We start from the raw sequence: 17,367 nt of genomic DNA, 5'->3' as shown, positions 1-17,367 counted from the left end.
CCGGAAACAAAAACGGCCGCTGTCATCACTGACAGCGGCCGTTTTGCGTTACGGGGTGCGGATCAGTTCAATACCAGCGCGCCACGCTTCGCAAGCGTGCGACGACGCGCCACCAGCAGCCCCGCCGCCACCACCAGTACGCTCAGCAGGCCGGTGGCAAGAATCTCCACGCGGTGCTCTTGCTGGAACAGCATGATGGTCAGGATGCCCACGATGAACACGATCACCGCGTAGGTCAGGCCAGGGAACAGCCACATGCGAAAAGCAATGGTTTCACCGGCCGCCATGCGTTTCTGACGCATGCGCAATTGCGAAATCGCAATCACCAGGTACACCAGCAAGGCAATGGCGCCGGAGCTGGCGAGCAGGAACTCGAACACCGCCGCCGGGGCCACGTAGTTGGCGAACACCGCCAGAAACGCCGCTGCGGTGGACAGGATCACAGCCCAGTACGGCGTGCCGCTGCTGTTGGTGCGCTTGGCCACGGCCGGCGCGTCGCCACGCTTGCCCAGGGAGAACAACATCCGCGAGGCGGTGTACAGCGCCGAGTTCAAGCAACTGGTCACGGCAACCAGCACCACGATGTCGACAATCAGCTTGGCATTCGGAATCCCCATGCGGTCGAGCACGGTCTGGTAGGAACCGACGTTCGCCAGCGCAGGATCGTTCCAGGGCACCAGGGCCACGACGATGAAGATCGACACGAGGTAGAACAAGCCAATCCGCCAGATCACCGAGTTGGTAGCCTTGGAGATTTGCTGGCCAGGGTTTTTCGACTCGGCGGCTGCGATGGTCACGATCTCGGTGCCCATGAACGAGAACATGGTGGTCAGCATCGCCGCCAACACCGCGCCCATACCGTTCGGCAGGAAGCCCTGGGTGTCGAACAGATGCGAAACACCGCTGACCTGGCTGGTCGGCAGGAAGCCGAAGATGGCCAGAATGCCGAGGATCACAAATCCGATGATCGCAACGACCTTGATCAGTGCAAACCAGAACTCGAATTCGCCGTAGTTCTTCACGCTGAACAGGTTGGTCGCCGTCAGCAACAAAGTAATGACCAGGGTGAACGCCCAGATCGCCACGCCCGGGAACCACGCATGCAGGATGGTGGCAGCGGCGTTGGCTTCCAGCGGAATCACCAGCACCCAGAACCACCAGTACAACCAGCCGATGGTAAAACCGGCCCAGTGACCGATTGCGCGGTCGGCGTAAGTCGAAAACGAGCCGGTGTCCGGCGAGGCGACGGCCATTTCGGCGAGCATGCGCATCACCAGCACCACCAGCGTACCGGCGGCCGCATAAGCCAGCAGCACCGCAGGCCCCGCCTCGGCGATAGCGTGGCCGGAGCCGACAAACAACCCGGCACCGATAACGCCGGCAATCGACAGCATGGTCACATGCCGCGGTTTGAGCCCCTGTTCGAGGTCATTGGAGCTTTGCGTACTGCTCATTGAAACTACCTTTGCGAGGAAAGCGAAGCGTTCACCCCGTCTGGCGTTCCTTCTCGTAAAAAGAATCCAACAGGGCGTTCCTTATAATTTACGCAATAATTGCGCCAAAATATTTCAACGCTAGATTCCTCGCGGCTTGCAGACTGACCGGTCAGTCATCGCAACTCATTGAGATTAATGGCCTTTCGCCAGAGCGTTACCCGACCACACACATCAAGAACGAACGGACGCACCACAAACACACGTAAAAAGTGTGTCATGCACAATAAAAGTGCGGATCGGGAACGTTTGACCGGTTAGCGCTTCCAACACCCGGCCAAAGCTGGCACCATCGCGCCTTTTTTTACGCGACACCCGCGCAATCATGGCTTCAAACGGGCGTTCGGTTGTTGATGGCGCGACAGTCTGCTGCGCTGATGCGACAACCTGCCGCACACTGTCCGTTTACGCCCCGCGGGGCTGTTGGCTGCGATTCGAACGCCATGCTAGCTTGGCGCTCCCAGTAAGGCCGCCCAACAGCTGGAGCACAACAGAACACAATGAGGACCGCACATGGCTGAGGCCACGCCCGCGCTTGAAATCCGCAACTTGCACAAACGCTACGGCCAGCTTGAGGTGCTCAAAGGCGTCTCGCTGACCGCCCGCGACGGCGATGTGATCTCGATCCTGGGTTCCTCCGGTTCCGGCAAGTCCACGTTCCTTCGTTGCATCAACCTGTTGGAAAACCCGAACCAGGGCCAAATCCTGGTGGCCGGCGAAGAGCTCAAGCTCAAGCCTGCGAAAAACGGTGAACTGGTCGCCGCCGACGGCAAACAGATCAACCGGCTGCGCAGCGAGATCGGTTTTGTGTTTCAAAACTTTAATCTCTGGCCGCACATGAGCGTGCTCGACAACATCATCGAGGCGCCACGCCGGGTGCTCGGCCAGAGCAAGCGCGATGCAATCGAAACCGCAGAAGCCTTGCTGGCCAAGGTCGGCATCGCCGACAAGCGCCACGCCTACCCGGCGCAACTCTCCGGCGGCCAGCAGCAACGCGCCGCCATCGCCCGCACGCTGGCGATGCAACCCAAGGTCATTCTGTTCGACGAACCCACTTCCGCGCTTGACCCGGAAATGGTTCAGGAAGTACTTAATGTGATCCGTGCCCTGGCCGAAGAAGGCCGGACCATGCTGCTCGTGACCCATGAGATGGGCTTTGCCCGCCAGGTGTCCAGTGAAGTGGTGTTCCTCCACCAAGGTCTGGTCGAGGAACAAGGATCGCCACAGCAGGTGTTCGAGAACCCGCTTTCGGCGCGCTGCAAACAATTCATGTCCAGCAACCGCTAACGGAGCTAACTACATGCAGACTTACAAGAAACTCTTCCTGGCTGCGGCCGCCACCCTGGTGTTTTCGGCCAACGCCATGGCTGCCGAAAAACTGAAGATGGGCATCGAAGCGGCCTACCCGCCGTTCAACAACAAAGATGCCAGCGGCCAGGTAGTCGGTTTCGACAAGGACATCGGCGACGCCCTGTGCGCCAAGATGAAAGTCGAATGCGAAGTCGTGACCTCCGATTGGGACGGCATCATCCCGGCGCTGAACGCCAAGAAATTCAACTTCCTGATCTCTTCCCTGTCGATCACCGACGAGCGCAAGCAGGCCGTTGATTTCACCGACCCGTACTACTCCAACAAGCTGCAGTTCATTGCGCCGAAGAACGTCGACCTCAAAACCGACAAGGATTCGCTCAAAGGCAAGGTAATCGGCACCCAGCGCGCCACCCTGGCCGGCACCTGGCTGGAAGATACCTACGGCGATGACATCACTATCAAGCTGTACGACACCCAGGAAAACGCCTACCTGGACCTGACGTCCGGTCGCGTCGACGCCATCCTCGCGGACAAGTACGCCAACTACGACTGGCTGAAAAGCGACGCCGGCAAGAACTACGAGTTCAAGGGCGACGCGGTGGTGGAAAGCGACAAGATCGGCATCGCCGTGCGCAAGGGTGACGACAAACTGCGCAACGACCTGAACGTCGCGCTGAAAGAAATCGTCGCTGATGGCACCTACAAGAAAATCAACGACAAGTACTTCCCGTTCAGCATCTATTGATCCTGAGCTGCCTGACCGGCGCCGCGTGACGCGGTGGCCGGTCCTTAGCAAAGCCTGCTGCGATTTGAATACCCATCCATGATTATCGATCTCTACGGATTCGGCCCGGCGCTCGCCGCTGGTGCGCTGATGACCGTCAAACTGGCGCTCACGGCCCTGTGCCTGGGGCTGGTGCTCGGTCTGCTCGGCGCCTTGGCCAAGACTTCCCCGTACAAGCCGCTGCAATGGCTTGGCGGCACTTACTCGACCCTGGTTCGAGGCATCCCGGAACTGCTCTGGGTGCTGCTGATCTACTTCGGCACCGTCAACCTGATGCGTGCCCTGGGCGAGTTCTTCGGCAATCCCGACCTGGCACTCAACGCCTTCGCCGCCGGTGTGATCGCGCTGGGCCTGTGCTTCGGCGCCTACGCCACGGAAGTGTTCCGCGGGGCAATCCTGGCGATCCCCAAGGGCCACCGTGAAGCGGGCATGGCGCTGGGCCTGTCTAAGTGGCGGATATTCACCCGGCTGATCATGCCGCAGATGTGGCGCATTGCCCTGCCGGGGCTGGGCAACCTGTTCATGATCCTGATGAAAGACACCGCGCTGGTGTCAGTGATCGGCCTGGAAGAAATCATGCGTCATGCCCAGAACGCAGTGACCTTTACCAAGCAACCATTCACCTTCTTCATGGTGGCTGCCGTCATGTATCTGGGACTGACAGCCCTCGCGATGACGGGAATGCACTTCATGGAAAAACGCGCCGCACGCGGTTTTTCGAGGATGACGTAATGGAATGGGAAGTCATCTACAAGTGGCTGCCGAAATTCATTCAGGGGGCAGGTCTTACTCTTGAACTGGTCAGTATCGCCGTCATCGTCGGTCTGATTCTCGCCATTCCACTGGGCATCGCCCGCTCGTCTAAGCTCTGGTACGTGCGCGCACTGCCTTATACGTACATTTTTTTCTTCCGCGGCACACCACTGCTGGTTCAGCTTTTCCTAGTCTATTACGGTCTCGCCCAGTTCGATGTCGTGCGCCAAAGCTTCATGTGGCCATATCTGCGCGATCCCTTCTGGTGTGCAACGGCAACCATGACCCTGCACACCGCAGCCTACATCGCCGAAATCTTACGCGGCGCGATCCAGGCCATTCCGCCCGGCGAAATTGAGGCCGCGCGCGCGCTGGGTATGTCAAAGGCCAAGGCGCTCTTCTTCATCATCTTGCCCCGTGCCACACGGATTGGCCTGCCAGCCTATAGCAACGAGGTCATTCTCATGCTCAAGGCGAGTTCGCTGGCAAGTACGGTGACGCTGCTGGAGTTGACGGGCATGACCCGCACGATCATTGCCCGAAATTATCTATCCGTAGATATGTTCTTCACCGCTGGGGTTTTCTATTTGCTGATGTCCTTTATGCTGGTTCAGGCATTCCGGCTGCTGGAGCGCTGGTTGCGCGTCGATGCCTGCCAGGGGCGTTGACCGACCGGTGCTGACGGGCGAGCAACTGCTCGCCCGTTTCACGGCACTGGACGCATTCCTGACCGAACATCAAGCCCTGTGGCGCCCGCGCCCGTTCACCCATCGGCACCTGCCATGGGAAGGAAACCACCCGGAACTGGCGAACTGGCTACGCCAGCGGTCGCTGGAAGACGCGGAAAACAGCCACAACCACCCCGAACAACTGCCCGCGCCCGCGCCTTTTCCGGCACTGGCGGCGCAAGCCTTTGCGCTCAGCGCTGTAGGCAATCTCCCTGTCCATGCACTTGAACCTTCGACCCGGCGCCTTAACGTCGACGTACCCGGCCGCAAATGGCAGCAGATCGAAGCCTTCGCCGCTTGCCTGACGTTCTCTACAACACCCCGGCACTGGCTCGACTGGTGCTCAGGCAAAGGGCATTTGGGCCGACACCTGTTGCAACCCGACCAGCAACTGACATGCCTGGAGTTCGACCCGACGCTGATCGCCAGCGGCCAGGCACTCAGCCAGCACCATCACCTCGCAGTGAATCATCACCAGCAAGACGTGATGGCCGCCGATGCGGCTGCGCGCCTGAGCCCCGACCACACCCCGGTCGCCCTGCACGCCTGTGGCGAGCTGCATGTGCGGTTGATGCAACTGGCCAGCGCGGCGGGTTGTGAACAACTGGCCATCGCCCCCTGCTGCTACAACCGCATCAGTACCCGTGAGTATCAACCGCTGTCGGTCGCGGCCAAGGCTTCTGGCCTGGCGCTTTCACTGGATGATCTGGCACTGCCACTGAGCGAGACCGTTACCGCGGGCGCTCGCGTCAGACGTCAACGCGATGCGTCCATGGCCCGGCGCCTGGCCTTCGACCTGCTGCAACGGCAACTGCGCGGCGCTGACGACTACCTGCCAACTCCATCGCTGCCCAGCAGTTGGCTGGCCAAATCTTTTGCCAACTACTGCCGCGACCTGGCGGTGCTGAAAGACTTATCCACAGTCGGCGAACATGACTGGGCGGCCCTCGAAGCCGACGGCTGGCAACGCCTGGCACAGGTCCGCAACCTGGAACTGCTGCGCGGTTTGTTCCGTCGGCCGCTGGAGTTGTGGCTGGTGCTGGATCGGGCGCTGTTACTGGAAGAAAAAGGCTACAACGTTCGCCTTGGGCAGTTCTGTGAAACACCGTTGACGCCACGTAACCTGATGCTGTTGGCCGAGCGCCGATAGACCGCGCAGACACGCCCCAGCCTGTGGATAACTCTGTTGATGGAATAATCCTGGATCCAGTTAAAACACTGTTTCGGCGCTGAAACAGTACCTGGTCGTTTTTTGTTCACATGAATAAAAAACCGAAAAAACAGCTATTTGCGTGCAAATGAGAACGGCATCACAAAACCCGGCCACCCGCCGTCATTCGGCAGCCGCCGTTGTGCATAAGCCTTCAAGCGAAAGGGCATAACTGCCCATTCAGCGGCTCTTTAATGCGAAATAATGCGCTGGGAAATCACCCACACGGCGCTGGAACATCACCATGAAATGGCTCGGCGGAGCATAGCCCATAGCATCCACCCCGCCAGTGACTGACACGCCAACTTCAAACAGTTCCAGCCCGGGAATCAACCGCACCTGCTAGCACCCTTGAGCAGAACGGTTACCGACGTGGCATGCGAAAGCCCCCCCGAGTGAGGGGCCGCAAAACAGAACACAAAGGGTCAACCCGGTACACCTCCCTCCCCGCCGAACCTCAAGGAATTCACGGCTTGGCAACCCAGGCCCAACCCCGAATAAAAATAGTCAGAATTCAGGGGTTTACAGAATCTCGCCAATCGCTATAATCGTCGCCCAACACGCCGGTATAGCTCAGTTGGTAGAGCAACTGACTTGTAATCAGTAGGTCCCGGGTTCGACTCCTGGTGCCGGCACCATACAAGGTTCCAGAGAAGGCTTTCAAAATCTCTGGAACCCCCGAAAAACCCGCCTTTTGGCGGGTTTTTTCGTTTTGGCGTTCCGTCGGATTCCGGTGAATCCTTGTGGATTCCAACCGGTTTAAGGGTAGAGTTGGGGGTAAAGGTCACTTCGATAAAAGGGAGTACCCTTATGTCGCGCACCACTGCTCCACTCTCTGATTCGGCTTGCCGCTCAGCCAAGCCCACCGACCGCGCCTACAAGCTTTTCGACGGCGACGGCCTCTACCTTCTAGTCCAACCCAATGGCCGCAAAGGCTGGCGGCTCCGTTACGTCAAACCTGATGGACGGGAAGGACTGACCTCGTTCGGCAACTACCCTGTCATTGGCCTCGCCGATGCGCGCCGCAAGCGCTTGGAGATCAAGCGAATGCTGGCGGATGGCATTGATCCCATAGAGACCAAGCACCAAGCCAAGGCGGAAGCCGTGATCAAAGGCAGAACCTTTGAAAGCGTTGCGCTGGACTGGCACACGGAAATGTCGGCCAAGTGGGCTCCAGGCCACTCCAAGACTGTGATGAGCCGCCTCAAAACCCACGTGTTGCCGCTGATCGGCGCCCGCGCCATTGTCGAATTAGACACCCATGACCTAATGCAGCCCTTGGAAGCAATCAAGAAGCGCGGAACGATAGACGTTGCTTTAAGGGTACAAAACTACCTGCAGAGCATCATGCGCGAGGCAAAACGCCTCCGGCTTATCACCGCAAACCCTGCTTACGACCTCGAAGGCTTGATCAAAGCCCCGCGGGTGGTACATCGCCCCGCTCTACCCTTATCGCGACTGCCGGAACTACAGGAGCGGATCGACACCTATAAAGGCCGGGCACTTACTCGTCTGACGGTGATGCTGTCGCTGCATGTGTTTGTACGCTCCAGCGAGCTGCGTTTCGCACGCTGGAGCGAGTTCGACCTAAAGCGCGGCACCTGGGAAATCCCAGACACTCGGCCAGCGCTGGAGGGAGTACCCTTTTCCACAAGGGGTACGAAGATGGCCGGGGACATCCACCTTGTACCCTTATCGCCGCAAGCTGTGGCCTTGCTTGAACAGATCCACGCCCTCACCGGTAAATTCGACCTGGTGTTTGCAGGCGATGCCAAGCCCTGGAAACCCATGTCCGAAAATACCGTGAACAACGCGCTACGGACGATGGGATACGACACCAAAACTGATATCTGCGGACATGGGTTTCGTTCGATGGCCTGCAGCGCACTGATCGAGTCAGGATTGTGGTCGGAGACAGCCATTGAACGGCAGATGAGTCACAAGGAGCGCAACAACGTCCGCGCCGCTTACATCCACAAGGCCGAGTTCATTGAGGAGCGCAGGCTGATCATGAACTGGTGGAGCCGGTACCTGGAAGCCAACCGTGAAGAGCATGTCACTCCGCATGAGTTCGCTAATCAGATTGGGGCGAATGTTACCCGGATAAAGGTGAAGCGGATCAATGATTGAATCCGCCACCCAGGTCACTGAGACAGTCCTGCTATGGGAGGATGCCTAAAACCTCAGGCGTCAAGATCTGAAGCCCAATCCCAGACAACAGACTTGTGCCCAACACGAAGAGAGCGACTTTCAACACCAAACGAATACCACCGCCGAACCCTTTATGACGCAACAAATAGCTGGCAACAATCTTCCTGTAACCATCGCCGTGGCTAAACGCATAGATGATTGCTACCGCGAAGACAAACCATGCAGCGCGCTCGGGATGAGGCATTGTGATTATCGTCAACGCCAAACCGACACAAACAAAACCAATGCTATTAACCTTCTTGAAATAGCTCTTGGCGATGGCTTCATCTTCATCGTCCAGAAAGAAATTCGGTCTCATTGATATGCTCCTTTTGAGATCACAGTGCCGATCACCATGTCATCCAGTCACAGATTAAGAACTCCCTCTGACCGTTTCCACCCGAAGCAGGCGCATTTCTCCCGCAAATCGACAGGAGCATGTCACCCCCCACGAATTCACGAACCAGACCGGACCGAACGTCACTCGCTTAAAAGCAAAACGTGGCGCAACTGAGTTAGCGCTCGGTCTTCATATCTCAGTGATCCGCTTGGCCAAGCAGGTCCATCCAAACAGGGCTGCAAAGCCGCCCTGTTTGGATGGACCTCACTTAAAAATCTAAAGCCCACGCAACTGTCTGTGGAAAACCACAGATTTCCACCGGTGGATAATTTCATCCACAGCCGCAGAATCCCCTACAATTCGAGCCTTGACCCAAATTATCCACAGGCGTAGAAAAGATCGGGCAAAGCGCTGTCGTTGACAGCAACCCAGGTAGCCAGAACCTTTAAGGCTACGCCACACCGTGGTGGTTCTCCCAAAGTGCGATTAGCGTCCGGCGGCTCGCACGGTCACAGCGATGTGATGGATGCCTACTTTTACCAGTGTGCCCACTGCGGCAACTCATCCCCTTTCATAGCTGCCCTGCAGCAACCTATCCGCTTGGCCATTCCCGTGCGCCAACCTGCGCCCGTCTCTTTCTCCCGGAAAGAGACGGGCGCTCCTACCACTGCTGCTGCCCAACTCGTACAAGGCTTTGCGGCATTTCCCCTCGTGACAATCGGCGTGACAAACACCGAAAAGTCACCAGCAACAGCGATACCGATGATGGTGCCGCAGCCCACGGAATGGACTGCACCTGACTGACAGTCAGGCATGCCCCGGTCATCGCTTCACTGCCTTCACCCGACTCAGGATCTCGCGGCACTGGCCTCGTCAGCCAGCGCAGCCTCCACCCGCCCACTTCCCCGGAAGTGTTCAGGAGGCCAGATCATGAGATGCCCAAGTTCCCGGTCGTAAGGAGCCGCCAGTCCCGCGTTAGTGGACAACCCTCACAGGTCGCAGGGGCCTTGATCCCTGATAACACTCAACATTCGTGGCGGGATGACGTGGGGAAGGTTTTACAAGTGTGGCTTCGAGAGGAGTTTGGTCATGGCATTGGTCGGTAGACGGGGTGGGCGTAATTTTGGCTATGGTCGGCAATTGAGTTACGCCGGACCGCAGGCGTTGCAGGACATGTTTGGCGGCGGACATTACGGGACCGTCAAAGCGCACAGTGATCGTTGGCAGGCATTCGTGCGCTGGTGTCGCTCAGACGACGGACCAGGACTCAACGATGCACGGCAGATAGATCGCCAGATCTTGTCGGATTACGCGGCGCATCTGCATCACTTGGTCGAGCGCGGCGACCTCGCGATCGCCACCGCACAAAATCGATTGTCCAGCGTCAACCGAACCATGGCAGCGCTTCGCGGTGATCAGTACGTGAAAGTGCAGAGTCCGAGCAAGGCGTTGGAAATGCAGCGCACCACCATCCGCATGACAGTTCCACAAGGCCAGGATCGCGAACACGTGATGCGCATCGTCGATGCACTCCGCGAACAGTATCCCCGTGCCGCCGCCATCGTGCAGTTGGCACGCGCCACCGGCATGCGTTTGCGCGAGGCCATCTTGGCCGACCTTCCCCGTCTAAAACGTGAAGCTGAGCAATTCGGCAAGATCAACATCCAGGACGGCACCAAAGGTGGCCGTTCAGGCGCGTCAGCACCTCGTTGGCTTACGGTAGATGATCATATTCGTGACGCACTGAGGTTTACCGAACAGGTCTCGCCCGACGGTAGCCGCAACCTGCTTGCACCGAACGAACGCTACATCGATTTCCAGCAGGGAATCGTCCGACCCGCCCGAGATATCCTCCATACGCACAAACTCAAAGGATTCCACGAACTGCGCGCAGCCTATGCGTGCGAACGCTATGAGCAGATCACCCATCACCTAGCGCCCATCAACGGAGGCAGGTGCCTCCAGCACCACCGACCTCTTGATGGGGAAGCCCGAGCACAAATCAGCTATGAGCTTGGGCACAGTCGCATCGATGTGGTCCGTGCGTATATCGGTGGCTGAAGATGGCAAATCCTTTCGATATGGAGGTATTTTTGAACGGCGTGCTCTCCGGATCTCATACGACCCGTCGGCGCCACCTTCGTCAGGCTGTGACTATTCAAACCGCAATTTCTAATCGCTGGAAACGTAACAATCCATGGACATGGCAGCAAAAACATCTTGCATGGTTTATGGACCAGGAGTTACGAGATCGTGCAGAGCCAACACGATATTACTTCTGGCTCACTGTCCAGTTGATCGTCTTACGGCTTGGCAAGTCATGGTTCGGATCTAAGCCATCAAGACGTGAAAATTAAGTCCTCTTTCTGTCTGTCTAGACAGTCAAGCGAGGACTATAGACGCAGCGACAGCATCTCTGATAGCTTCTGCTGAAGCCGCCATATCAGAATCAAGTCGCATAGTAAATTGTATTTAGCCTTTCAAATTTCAATTTGCGCTGCTATTCAGGGAAGACTATGAACTCGCCTACTCAGGATTTCACAGCAAAAAACCTAAACTGGATGCGAAAGCGTAGAAAACAATTCGGGCTAACCCCTGATAACAATGATCATCTGGAAACCAACGATGAATGGTCTAAATATCTGATTTCTCTGGAGCTACGCATTGCCCAGAATCAAATGAACTTCATAAAACTCAGCACATTCGTAACTAAGAAAAGTAAAAAAAAGAGAACAACTGTCAGGACTAAAAGCCTAGACGAAGCGTTAACCTTAAGAAAAATAAATGACAATTTAAGACGCGCATATCATATAAAGAGCCCGAGTAGAGACAACATCGTAAAACTAGTCATCCAAGCTCTCAGAGATCCTTCTCCAAAAACAGTCTACAGGTTAGATATCAGATCATGTTTCGAGAGCATTCATAGAACCAGCTTAATGAACAAAATAGCCAGAGATGGCCATGTATCATTCCAAACACTGCAGCTTCTAGACAATTTTTTCTCTCATGCCTATTCAATAAAACCCGAATTAAAGAAAAGCGGACTACCTAGAGGTGTAATTATCACCAGCACCTTAGCTGAAATATATCTAAATCAGCTAGACCTAGAGCTTAGAAATATTCCTGGAGTTTATCTCGCCGTTAGGTATGTTGACGACATTGTAATATTTGCAACCTGCGGCGAAGTCACGCTTAAGCGAGAAGTGCAAAGCTGCTTATCAAAATATCGACTTAAAACCAATGAATCAAAAAGTAATATTTTCAGTATAAAATGCACTTGCAGTGATATTTGTGGCCATCCAGAAAAATGTCCATGCGAACGCTCTTGCAAGTGTGCAAAATCTGACAGCTCACTTGTGTCTCCGGCTCCGGAATACCTCGGATACAAAATACTAATTGGCAAACGGAATGATGAAAAAGAAAACAAAATAACTCTCCTGCTCTCGGATAGCAAGATATCTAAACTCAAGCAGAAGATTTTCTTGTCTCTACAAGACTTTAAGTCCAACAAGAATATAAATCTATTAAAAAATAGGCTTTCATATTTAACTGGAAACCAACTACTTCCAAGCGATCCAAGCCGAAGAGGACTATATACTGGGCTAGCCTACACGCATTCGCTCTACAGCCATGATGATTCTCAGGAAGCGACCTCAAGTAATTCGCTATCTGCACTTGATACTTTTTTTTCAAATCTCGCGAGGCCTGCATTGCGTAGACTGGGGATATCAAAAGAAGAGACGAACGCAATAACAAAGTACTCGTTCGTATCAGGTTTCATCAAACGGCGCAGAACCAAATTTAGTGCCAGAGATGTGATAGAAATAACTAGGTGCTGGAATCATGTCTAAAAAAATAAAGAAAATTAAAGACAGAGACTGTGCGCGGATGCTTCTGACAGACGTCCTACCCTATGAATTACCTCTGTATTTTACAAATGAAAAACTTTATAAATTCGCAAAATCCAACACAAATCAGACACCACTAATATCAAAAATCTTATCAACAAAAGGGGAGACCATTCCTGCAAGTTTAAAGATTGGTAAAATCGACCAAAAAACCAGAACGCTATCTATCATTCATCCTGCGACCCAGCTTAGGGCTAGCGAATTTTACCGAAAGTATGACATTTACATATCCCACCTTTGTACTAGAAGCGCGTACTCCCTAAGACATCCTTACCGAGTCGCATCAAAATTCTATGACAGTCGTTATATAGATGAATCCTTGAATGAATTTGCACCGGAACTGGTCGAAGGATCTTTTGAGCCAGAAAAACCATATGCATCAACTTATTTTTCGTACAAAACATATGCTCAAATTTATAAATTTTTCTCGTCACGCGAGTACGAACTATTAGAGCAAGAATACAAATACATGGTTCAATTAGACATTGCAAAATGCTTTTCATCTATCTACACCCACTCTATTGCCTGGAGCATGAGGGGGAAAACTTTTGCCAAAGATAATCGAGGATTAGAATTCTTCGAGAGCGAATTCGACAAACTCGTAGGAAACTTCAACTGGGGCGAGACTAACGGAATAATTATAGGCCCGGAAATTTGTAGAATATTTGCGGAAATCATACTTCAAAGCGTAGACATCGCAATCTCTAAAAAAGTCCAGTCAAAAACTACGATAAAACGTTACGTTGACGATTATTTTATTTTTTCAAATGACCTTGAAGACCTCCAAACAATCGAACGAGTGATAGCTGAAGAGCTGGAAAAATATAATCTTTATTTGAATGAAAGCAAGAAAAAAATTATTGAGCGCCCGCTAATAACAAATCTAACTATCGCCAGAAATAAGATCCAAACTGAAGTTCTAGACTTCATTAATCTTTTCAAATCTGCTTTAGGTTCTGTTCAGACAGAAGCTGAACAATCGAAAGCGATAGGAGAGTTGAAAAAACAATCACGAAAAATCATCACGGAGATTAGATCTGTAGCACGAACCAACCAAGTAAAATACGCCGACTTAGCATCCCCTGCTCTAGCAATTATTGCAAGAAAAATGAATACCATTCGATACCGCTCAAAACCAAGTCTAGGCGAGACGTCCGTAATCTCCACCAAATTTGAGTCGACATTTCAAGCAGTCTTAACAGTTTCAGAGTTTCTTTATCTAATGGATATCAGGGCCGCCACTTCCAATAAAATGGCCAGGATTTTTCTAGAGTTGGACGAATTAGCTAGAAGTGTTGGGCTTGCTCGTCCAGCATTTGAGTCTCAAATTCTCGATATCACCCGTAAGGCGATAATAGAGTCAAAGAAGCATGCAAGCACTGCAGACGTATTAAACATCGCCGTAGCCGCTGATTCCATCTGCTCAGACAAACAAAAGCTAACAAAAATCGATTTGCAGGTGCTTTTTAGCGTAACGGATGAAAATAGCAGTTCGATGAACGACTATTTTTCTATAATAGCAGCATTATATTTTTCAAAAAACAGACGAGATCTACGCCCGATAAAGCAGGCAGCAATAAAAAGCGCCGACCATATCATAATGAATAACGCAGCACGCCTAAACAAAAATACCGACGCATTTATGCTGTTCGTGGATATAATCGGCTGCCCATATATAGACGAGGCGGACAGAGCAGCACTTTACAATAACGTGCATAAAATCAGTCAGGGGCGGCTACTCAGTCAAGGGGATGCATTGGGGCAAGCTCGGCTGCTTTCAAAAAGCAATGGATTTACCGTTTGGCAAGGGGTCTCATCTTTACGATCTTTGTTAGCGAAAAAAGACTTGCGCCCTGCTTATGAATAAAGTTAATGTAATTATAGTCAAAGTGAGAAGGGAAGCGTCTTAGCTTTCACAGTAATGCATAGCTTTCGGCGGCCTCTGTCCTGTAACAGGATTGCGTCGGTATGCTAAGAGCGAGCCTCATGGGCAGATGATTAGGCGTTCATCAAAAGCTAACGAGGCGTTTTCAGATTTACAGAACGCTCACACACACAAACTTCTCTTTTCACTTTGACCCTCTCACAAAGCCGCCTCGACTAGCACTCCATAACTCCCCAGTGATTAATTAACAGGTGGAGTAGCGACCATCAGAAACTGATAGGGTCTAGTCCACTCCTCAATCATACGCCCCACAACAACACATCGCTTCTTCCCACCGTCCTCAAGAACATTACTAGCAATCTCCGAAACCGATTCATTTCGCCGCTCTGAAATAGCTTTTGGATACACGTAAAAAACCACACTTGCTTCTCGGTGCGCTGGCGGCTCGATAATCATCGATGATAGGTGATAAGGATCTTGGTAGTTTTTTTGAACACTTATTTTAAGATTTTCCAACTCTTTGAAGAGCTGAGTTTGTTGCCCAAAATCACCGATTCTAAGCATATCAATAACCATAGTGGTCCAAGCTTCAACACCCTTCCGCTGTATTTCTAATACGATACGCTCAAGATGCGGATGCAGCTTAACTTTTGGTTTTCGGACTCGAACGCCTGCGTCTGCGCTATTATAAAAGTGATCGACCGAACGAGACATACCAACTATAGCCACGCAAGTATCCTCGCTTTCAAGGACTGCGGAATTGAAGCCTGTTTCAAGATAAAGGCCGAGATAGTCCATCTCATCCCCCATCATTTGCGTAGACTTTTGAATTCGTTCACGCTCTGCAAAATAATGAAGGAAGTATGCTGGCTCGTTAAGAATTTCGGCAACACATGCTAGGTCAGCAATATTTAGAGTAGGAGCCAAGGGGAGATCCTCTGGCACCCATCCAGCACGTTTTAACTCCGCCTCAGCACTGCAAATTACCGAAAAGTCATCGAGCGTTACAGAGATACGAATAATGGTGTCTACTTTTTCAGCGACCAAACCCAGTTGTGCTGTGAGTTTTAAAGCATCAGCATCACCTGACTTTGCCTTCCACAAGATTTGCTCGAGACGATGCGATTGCTCCGCGGGTTCGACGATAAGATCTCGCACATGCCGTTTCACTCGATCAGGGGCACCACGTAAACCTTGGGGAGTAAGAGCCGCAGATTTTGCTTCAACAATAAGTATCGCACGGTCGACTTGGCCAAGAAAATCTGTTTCAAATCTATCTTGACCTACTACCCATTTGGCATTTAACGCAAACTTAATGGTCGGAAAGACACCCTCGATTACATCCTTAATTTTCTCCTCTAGATAAATTGCTCGGCGCTTTTTCAGTTTTTCTAGCAAGCCTGCGTCGTCTAACAATGATCTCATCACAGCGTGGATATTACTGAATATGACTTGCGGAACTGGAAAGAAAAATCCACCTGCGATATTAATTCCCGGCGCAATCCACGTTGGATTACTGAGAAAGAAATTAGGAATATTTTCCCGATCAAGATCCCCCGGCATTAGAGAAAGACGGTTCAGAATGAGCAAAACAACATCTTCTGATCGCTTCGTCAGCTCTGCAATTTTTTCTACTTCGACACTCGCTAATGATGGTAAAACCATGTCGGAGTGTGCTTGTAGAATTCCAGCCACACCTATCAGATCAATATCTTTCGGCAAACCTTTAAGAAACTCTGAAGGGTTTCCTTCTACATAAGGATAAATAGCGAAGTACCGCTTAACTAATTTTTCCTTTGTTTTCGATCTAAATATCTTTTGAAGAAGCTGCATCCTCTTACTTGAGCGTTCCTCCAAACGCTTCAAGATTGCAACCGACACGTCGATAAGATCAGTAGCGCTAAACCCAAAAAACTTTTTTACATCCTGATCTAGAGGACTATATAGTTCCTTTGATATCTTGGAAACAGCAGCGAAATAACCCCAATTCCTTACAAATTGCGTATGAGCTCTTAGCCGCTCTTGGAGCATGAGTATTGTCTGCTGGGAGGCGTCTCGTTCCTCCACCATCGAAAGAAATCGACGATGAATGAACGCGTCAGCAAGAGCCTTCACATTCTCAACCACCTTTTGAATTTCCAACGGTTTCGCTGGTCTCTGTCCCCATTCACCGTGTGGAATAGTAAGTGCCAATGCCTGGAGGATTTCCACATGGTGCTGTTGGACGTCCGGCATCATAGACTCTCGCGATACTCCCTCGTCTCCAACCTGCACCTGAAGGCCGTAAGCGCTAAGCATTGCAATAATATGCGGCGGATATGAGGCTCTAAACTGTGACAACAACGAATCACAGAGTTCGGGGAACCTCTCTTGACTCTTTTCACCCTCTGCAATTAACGCCGCTTTCAGGACATCCCTGTCAATGTCGTTTAGGGGATGAGAAAATAAACCAAATTCATCAGAGGCGTCGGACAAACTGCTTCCGCTCTCTAAACTCTTAGACCTGTCCATTTGTCTCATCCACTCGCTTAAAAATTGACATTTTAGCGCGGGGACAATTTCCAACGCGCTCAGCGCTTATTCTAATCTTCAGGGTACACTTTGGGGTAGAGGCTGTGTAACACACCTAAAATCACATTAAATAACAAATAGTTATCTGTCGGTTCGACTCTTGGTGCCGCACCATACAAAACGAAGCCCTCGCAGAAATGCGAGGGCTTTGTTGTTTCTGGGCCTTTCCCCAGCGTCCACAGAGTGTCCACATC

General features: G+C 52.3%; 13 protein-coding genes and 1 tRNA gene. 10 read left to right on the top strand and 4 right to left on the bottom strand.

The features are described from left to right. Positions 1–62: 62 nt before the first annotated feature. Positions 63–1,454 carry a GABA permease gene (gabP, locus tag AC1Z1G_RS01630; RefSeq protein WP_483624321.1) on the bottom strand — a complete coding sequence of 464 codons (1,392 nt, stop codon included), beginning with the start codon at positions 1,452–1,454 and terminating at the stop codon, positions 63–65. A 552-nt stretch (positions 1,455–2,006) separates the two neighbouring features. Between gabP and AC1Z1G_RS01625 the strand changes: the two genes are divergently transcribed. The 5 genes from AC1Z1G_RS01625 to AC1Z1G_RS01605 all read left to right on the top strand — a co-directional run bounded on the left by AC1Z1G_RS01625 (position 2,007) and on the right by AC1Z1G_RS01605 (position 6,219). Beyond that, positions 2,007–2,780 (top strand): ABC transporter ATP-binding protein, encoded by a 774-nt coding sequence (locus tag AC1Z1G_RS01625; RefSeq protein ID WP_483624319.1) that lies wholly within the window; start codon positions 2,007–2,009, stop codon positions 2,778–2,780. Between the two features lie 13 nt (positions 2,781–2,793). Continuing rightward, on the top strand, positions 2,794–3,549 hold the full coding sequence (locus AC1Z1G_RS01620) for an ABC transporter substrate-binding protein (RefSeq protein WP_483624317.1): 756 nt from the start codon (positions 2,794–2,796) through the stop codon (positions 3,547–3,549). Between the two features lie 78 nt (positions 3,550–3,627). Then, a complete protein-coding gene (locus AC1Z1G_RS01615; protein ID WP_483624315.1) occupies positions 3,628–4,320 on the top strand; it encodes an ABC transporter permease in 693 nt (230 codons plus the stop codon). After that, positions 4,320–5,009: an ABC transporter permease gene (locus AC1Z1G_RS01610; protein WP_483624313.1), complete on the top strand. Its 690-nt coding sequence runs from the start codon at positions 4,320–4,322 to the stop codon at positions 5,007–5,009. Before AC1Z1G_RS01615 ends, AC1Z1G_RS01610 begins: the two co-directional genes overlap by 1 nt. Beyond that, entirely contained in the window at positions 4,990–6,219 is a 1,230-nt protein-coding gene (locus AC1Z1G_RS01605; RefSeq protein ID WP_483624311.1) for a methyltransferase, read from the top strand. Before AC1Z1G_RS01610 ends, AC1Z1G_RS01605 begins: the two co-directional genes overlap by 20 nt. A gap of 240 nt (positions 6,220–6,459) precedes the next feature. Here AC1Z1G_RS01605 and AC1Z1G_RS01600 read toward each other — a convergent pair whose 3' ends face one another. After that, positions 6,460–6,618: a hypothetical protein gene (locus AC1Z1G_RS01600; RefSeq protein WP_483624309.1), complete on the bottom strand. Its 159-nt coding sequence runs from the start codon at positions 6,616–6,618 to the stop codon at positions 6,460–6,462. A gap of 223 nt (positions 6,619–6,841) precedes the next feature. Here AC1Z1G_RS01600 and AC1Z1G_RS01595 point away from each other — a divergent pair. Next, positions 6,842–6,917 (top strand) — tRNA-Thr (locus tag AC1Z1G_RS01595). A 172-nt stretch (positions 6,918–7,089) separates the two neighbouring features. Beyond that, entirely contained in the window at positions 7,090–8,409 is a 1,320-nt protein-coding gene (locus AC1Z1G_RS01590; RefSeq protein ID WP_095068254.1) for a tyrosine-type recombinase/integrase, read from the top strand. Between the two features lie 31 nt (positions 8,410–8,440). On the opposite strand, the gene AC1Z1G_RS01585 is transcribed toward AC1Z1G_RS01590, so the two are convergent. Continuing rightward, on the bottom strand, positions 8,441–8,788 hold the full coding sequence (locus tag AC1Z1G_RS01585) for a hypothetical protein (RefSeq protein ID WP_041475665.1): 348 nt from the start codon (positions 8,786–8,788) through the stop codon (positions 8,441–8,443). Between the two features lie 1,110 nt (positions 8,789–9,898). On the opposite strand from AC1Z1G_RS01585, the gene AC1Z1G_RS01580 reads away from it, so the two are divergent. The 3 genes from AC1Z1G_RS01580 to drt3b all read left to right on the top strand — a co-directional run bounded on the left by AC1Z1G_RS01580 (position 9,899) and on the right by drt3b (position 14,584). After that, positions 9,899–10,870, top strand: coding sequence for an integrase domain-containing protein (locus tag AC1Z1G_RS01580; RefSeq protein WP_280944613.1), 972 nt, complete (start codon positions 9,899–9,901; stop codon positions 10,868–10,870). 455 nt (positions 10,871–11,325) lie between these two features. Continuing rightward, on the top strand, positions 11,326–12,660 hold the full coding sequence (drt3a, locus tag AC1Z1G_RS01575) for an antiviral reverse transcriptase Drt3a (RefSeq protein ID WP_483624306.1): 1,335 nt from the start codon (positions 11,326–11,328) through the stop codon (positions 12,658–12,660). Continuing rightward, a complete protein-coding gene (gene drt3b, locus AC1Z1G_RS01570; protein ID WP_280944611.1) occupies positions 12,653–14,584 on the top strand; it encodes an antiviral reverse transcriptase Drt3b in 1,932 nt (643 codons plus the stop codon). The genes drt3a and drt3b overlap by 8 nt, the downstream gene beginning before the upstream one ends. A 258-nt stretch (positions 14,585–14,842) precedes the next feature. Here drt3b and AC1Z1G_RS01565 read toward each other — a convergent pair whose 3' ends face one another. Next, positions 14,843–17,113: a hypothetical protein gene (locus AC1Z1G_RS01565; protein ID WP_483624304.1), complete on the bottom strand. Its 2,271-nt coding sequence runs from the start codon at positions 17,111–17,113 to the stop codon at positions 14,843–14,845. Between the last annotated feature and the right edge of the window lie 254 nt (positions 17,114–17,367).

It is taken from the genome of Pseudomonas sp. JL27(2026), from assembly GCF_056933555.1.
This window is presented reverse-complemented; position numbering and strand designations above follow the sequence as displayed.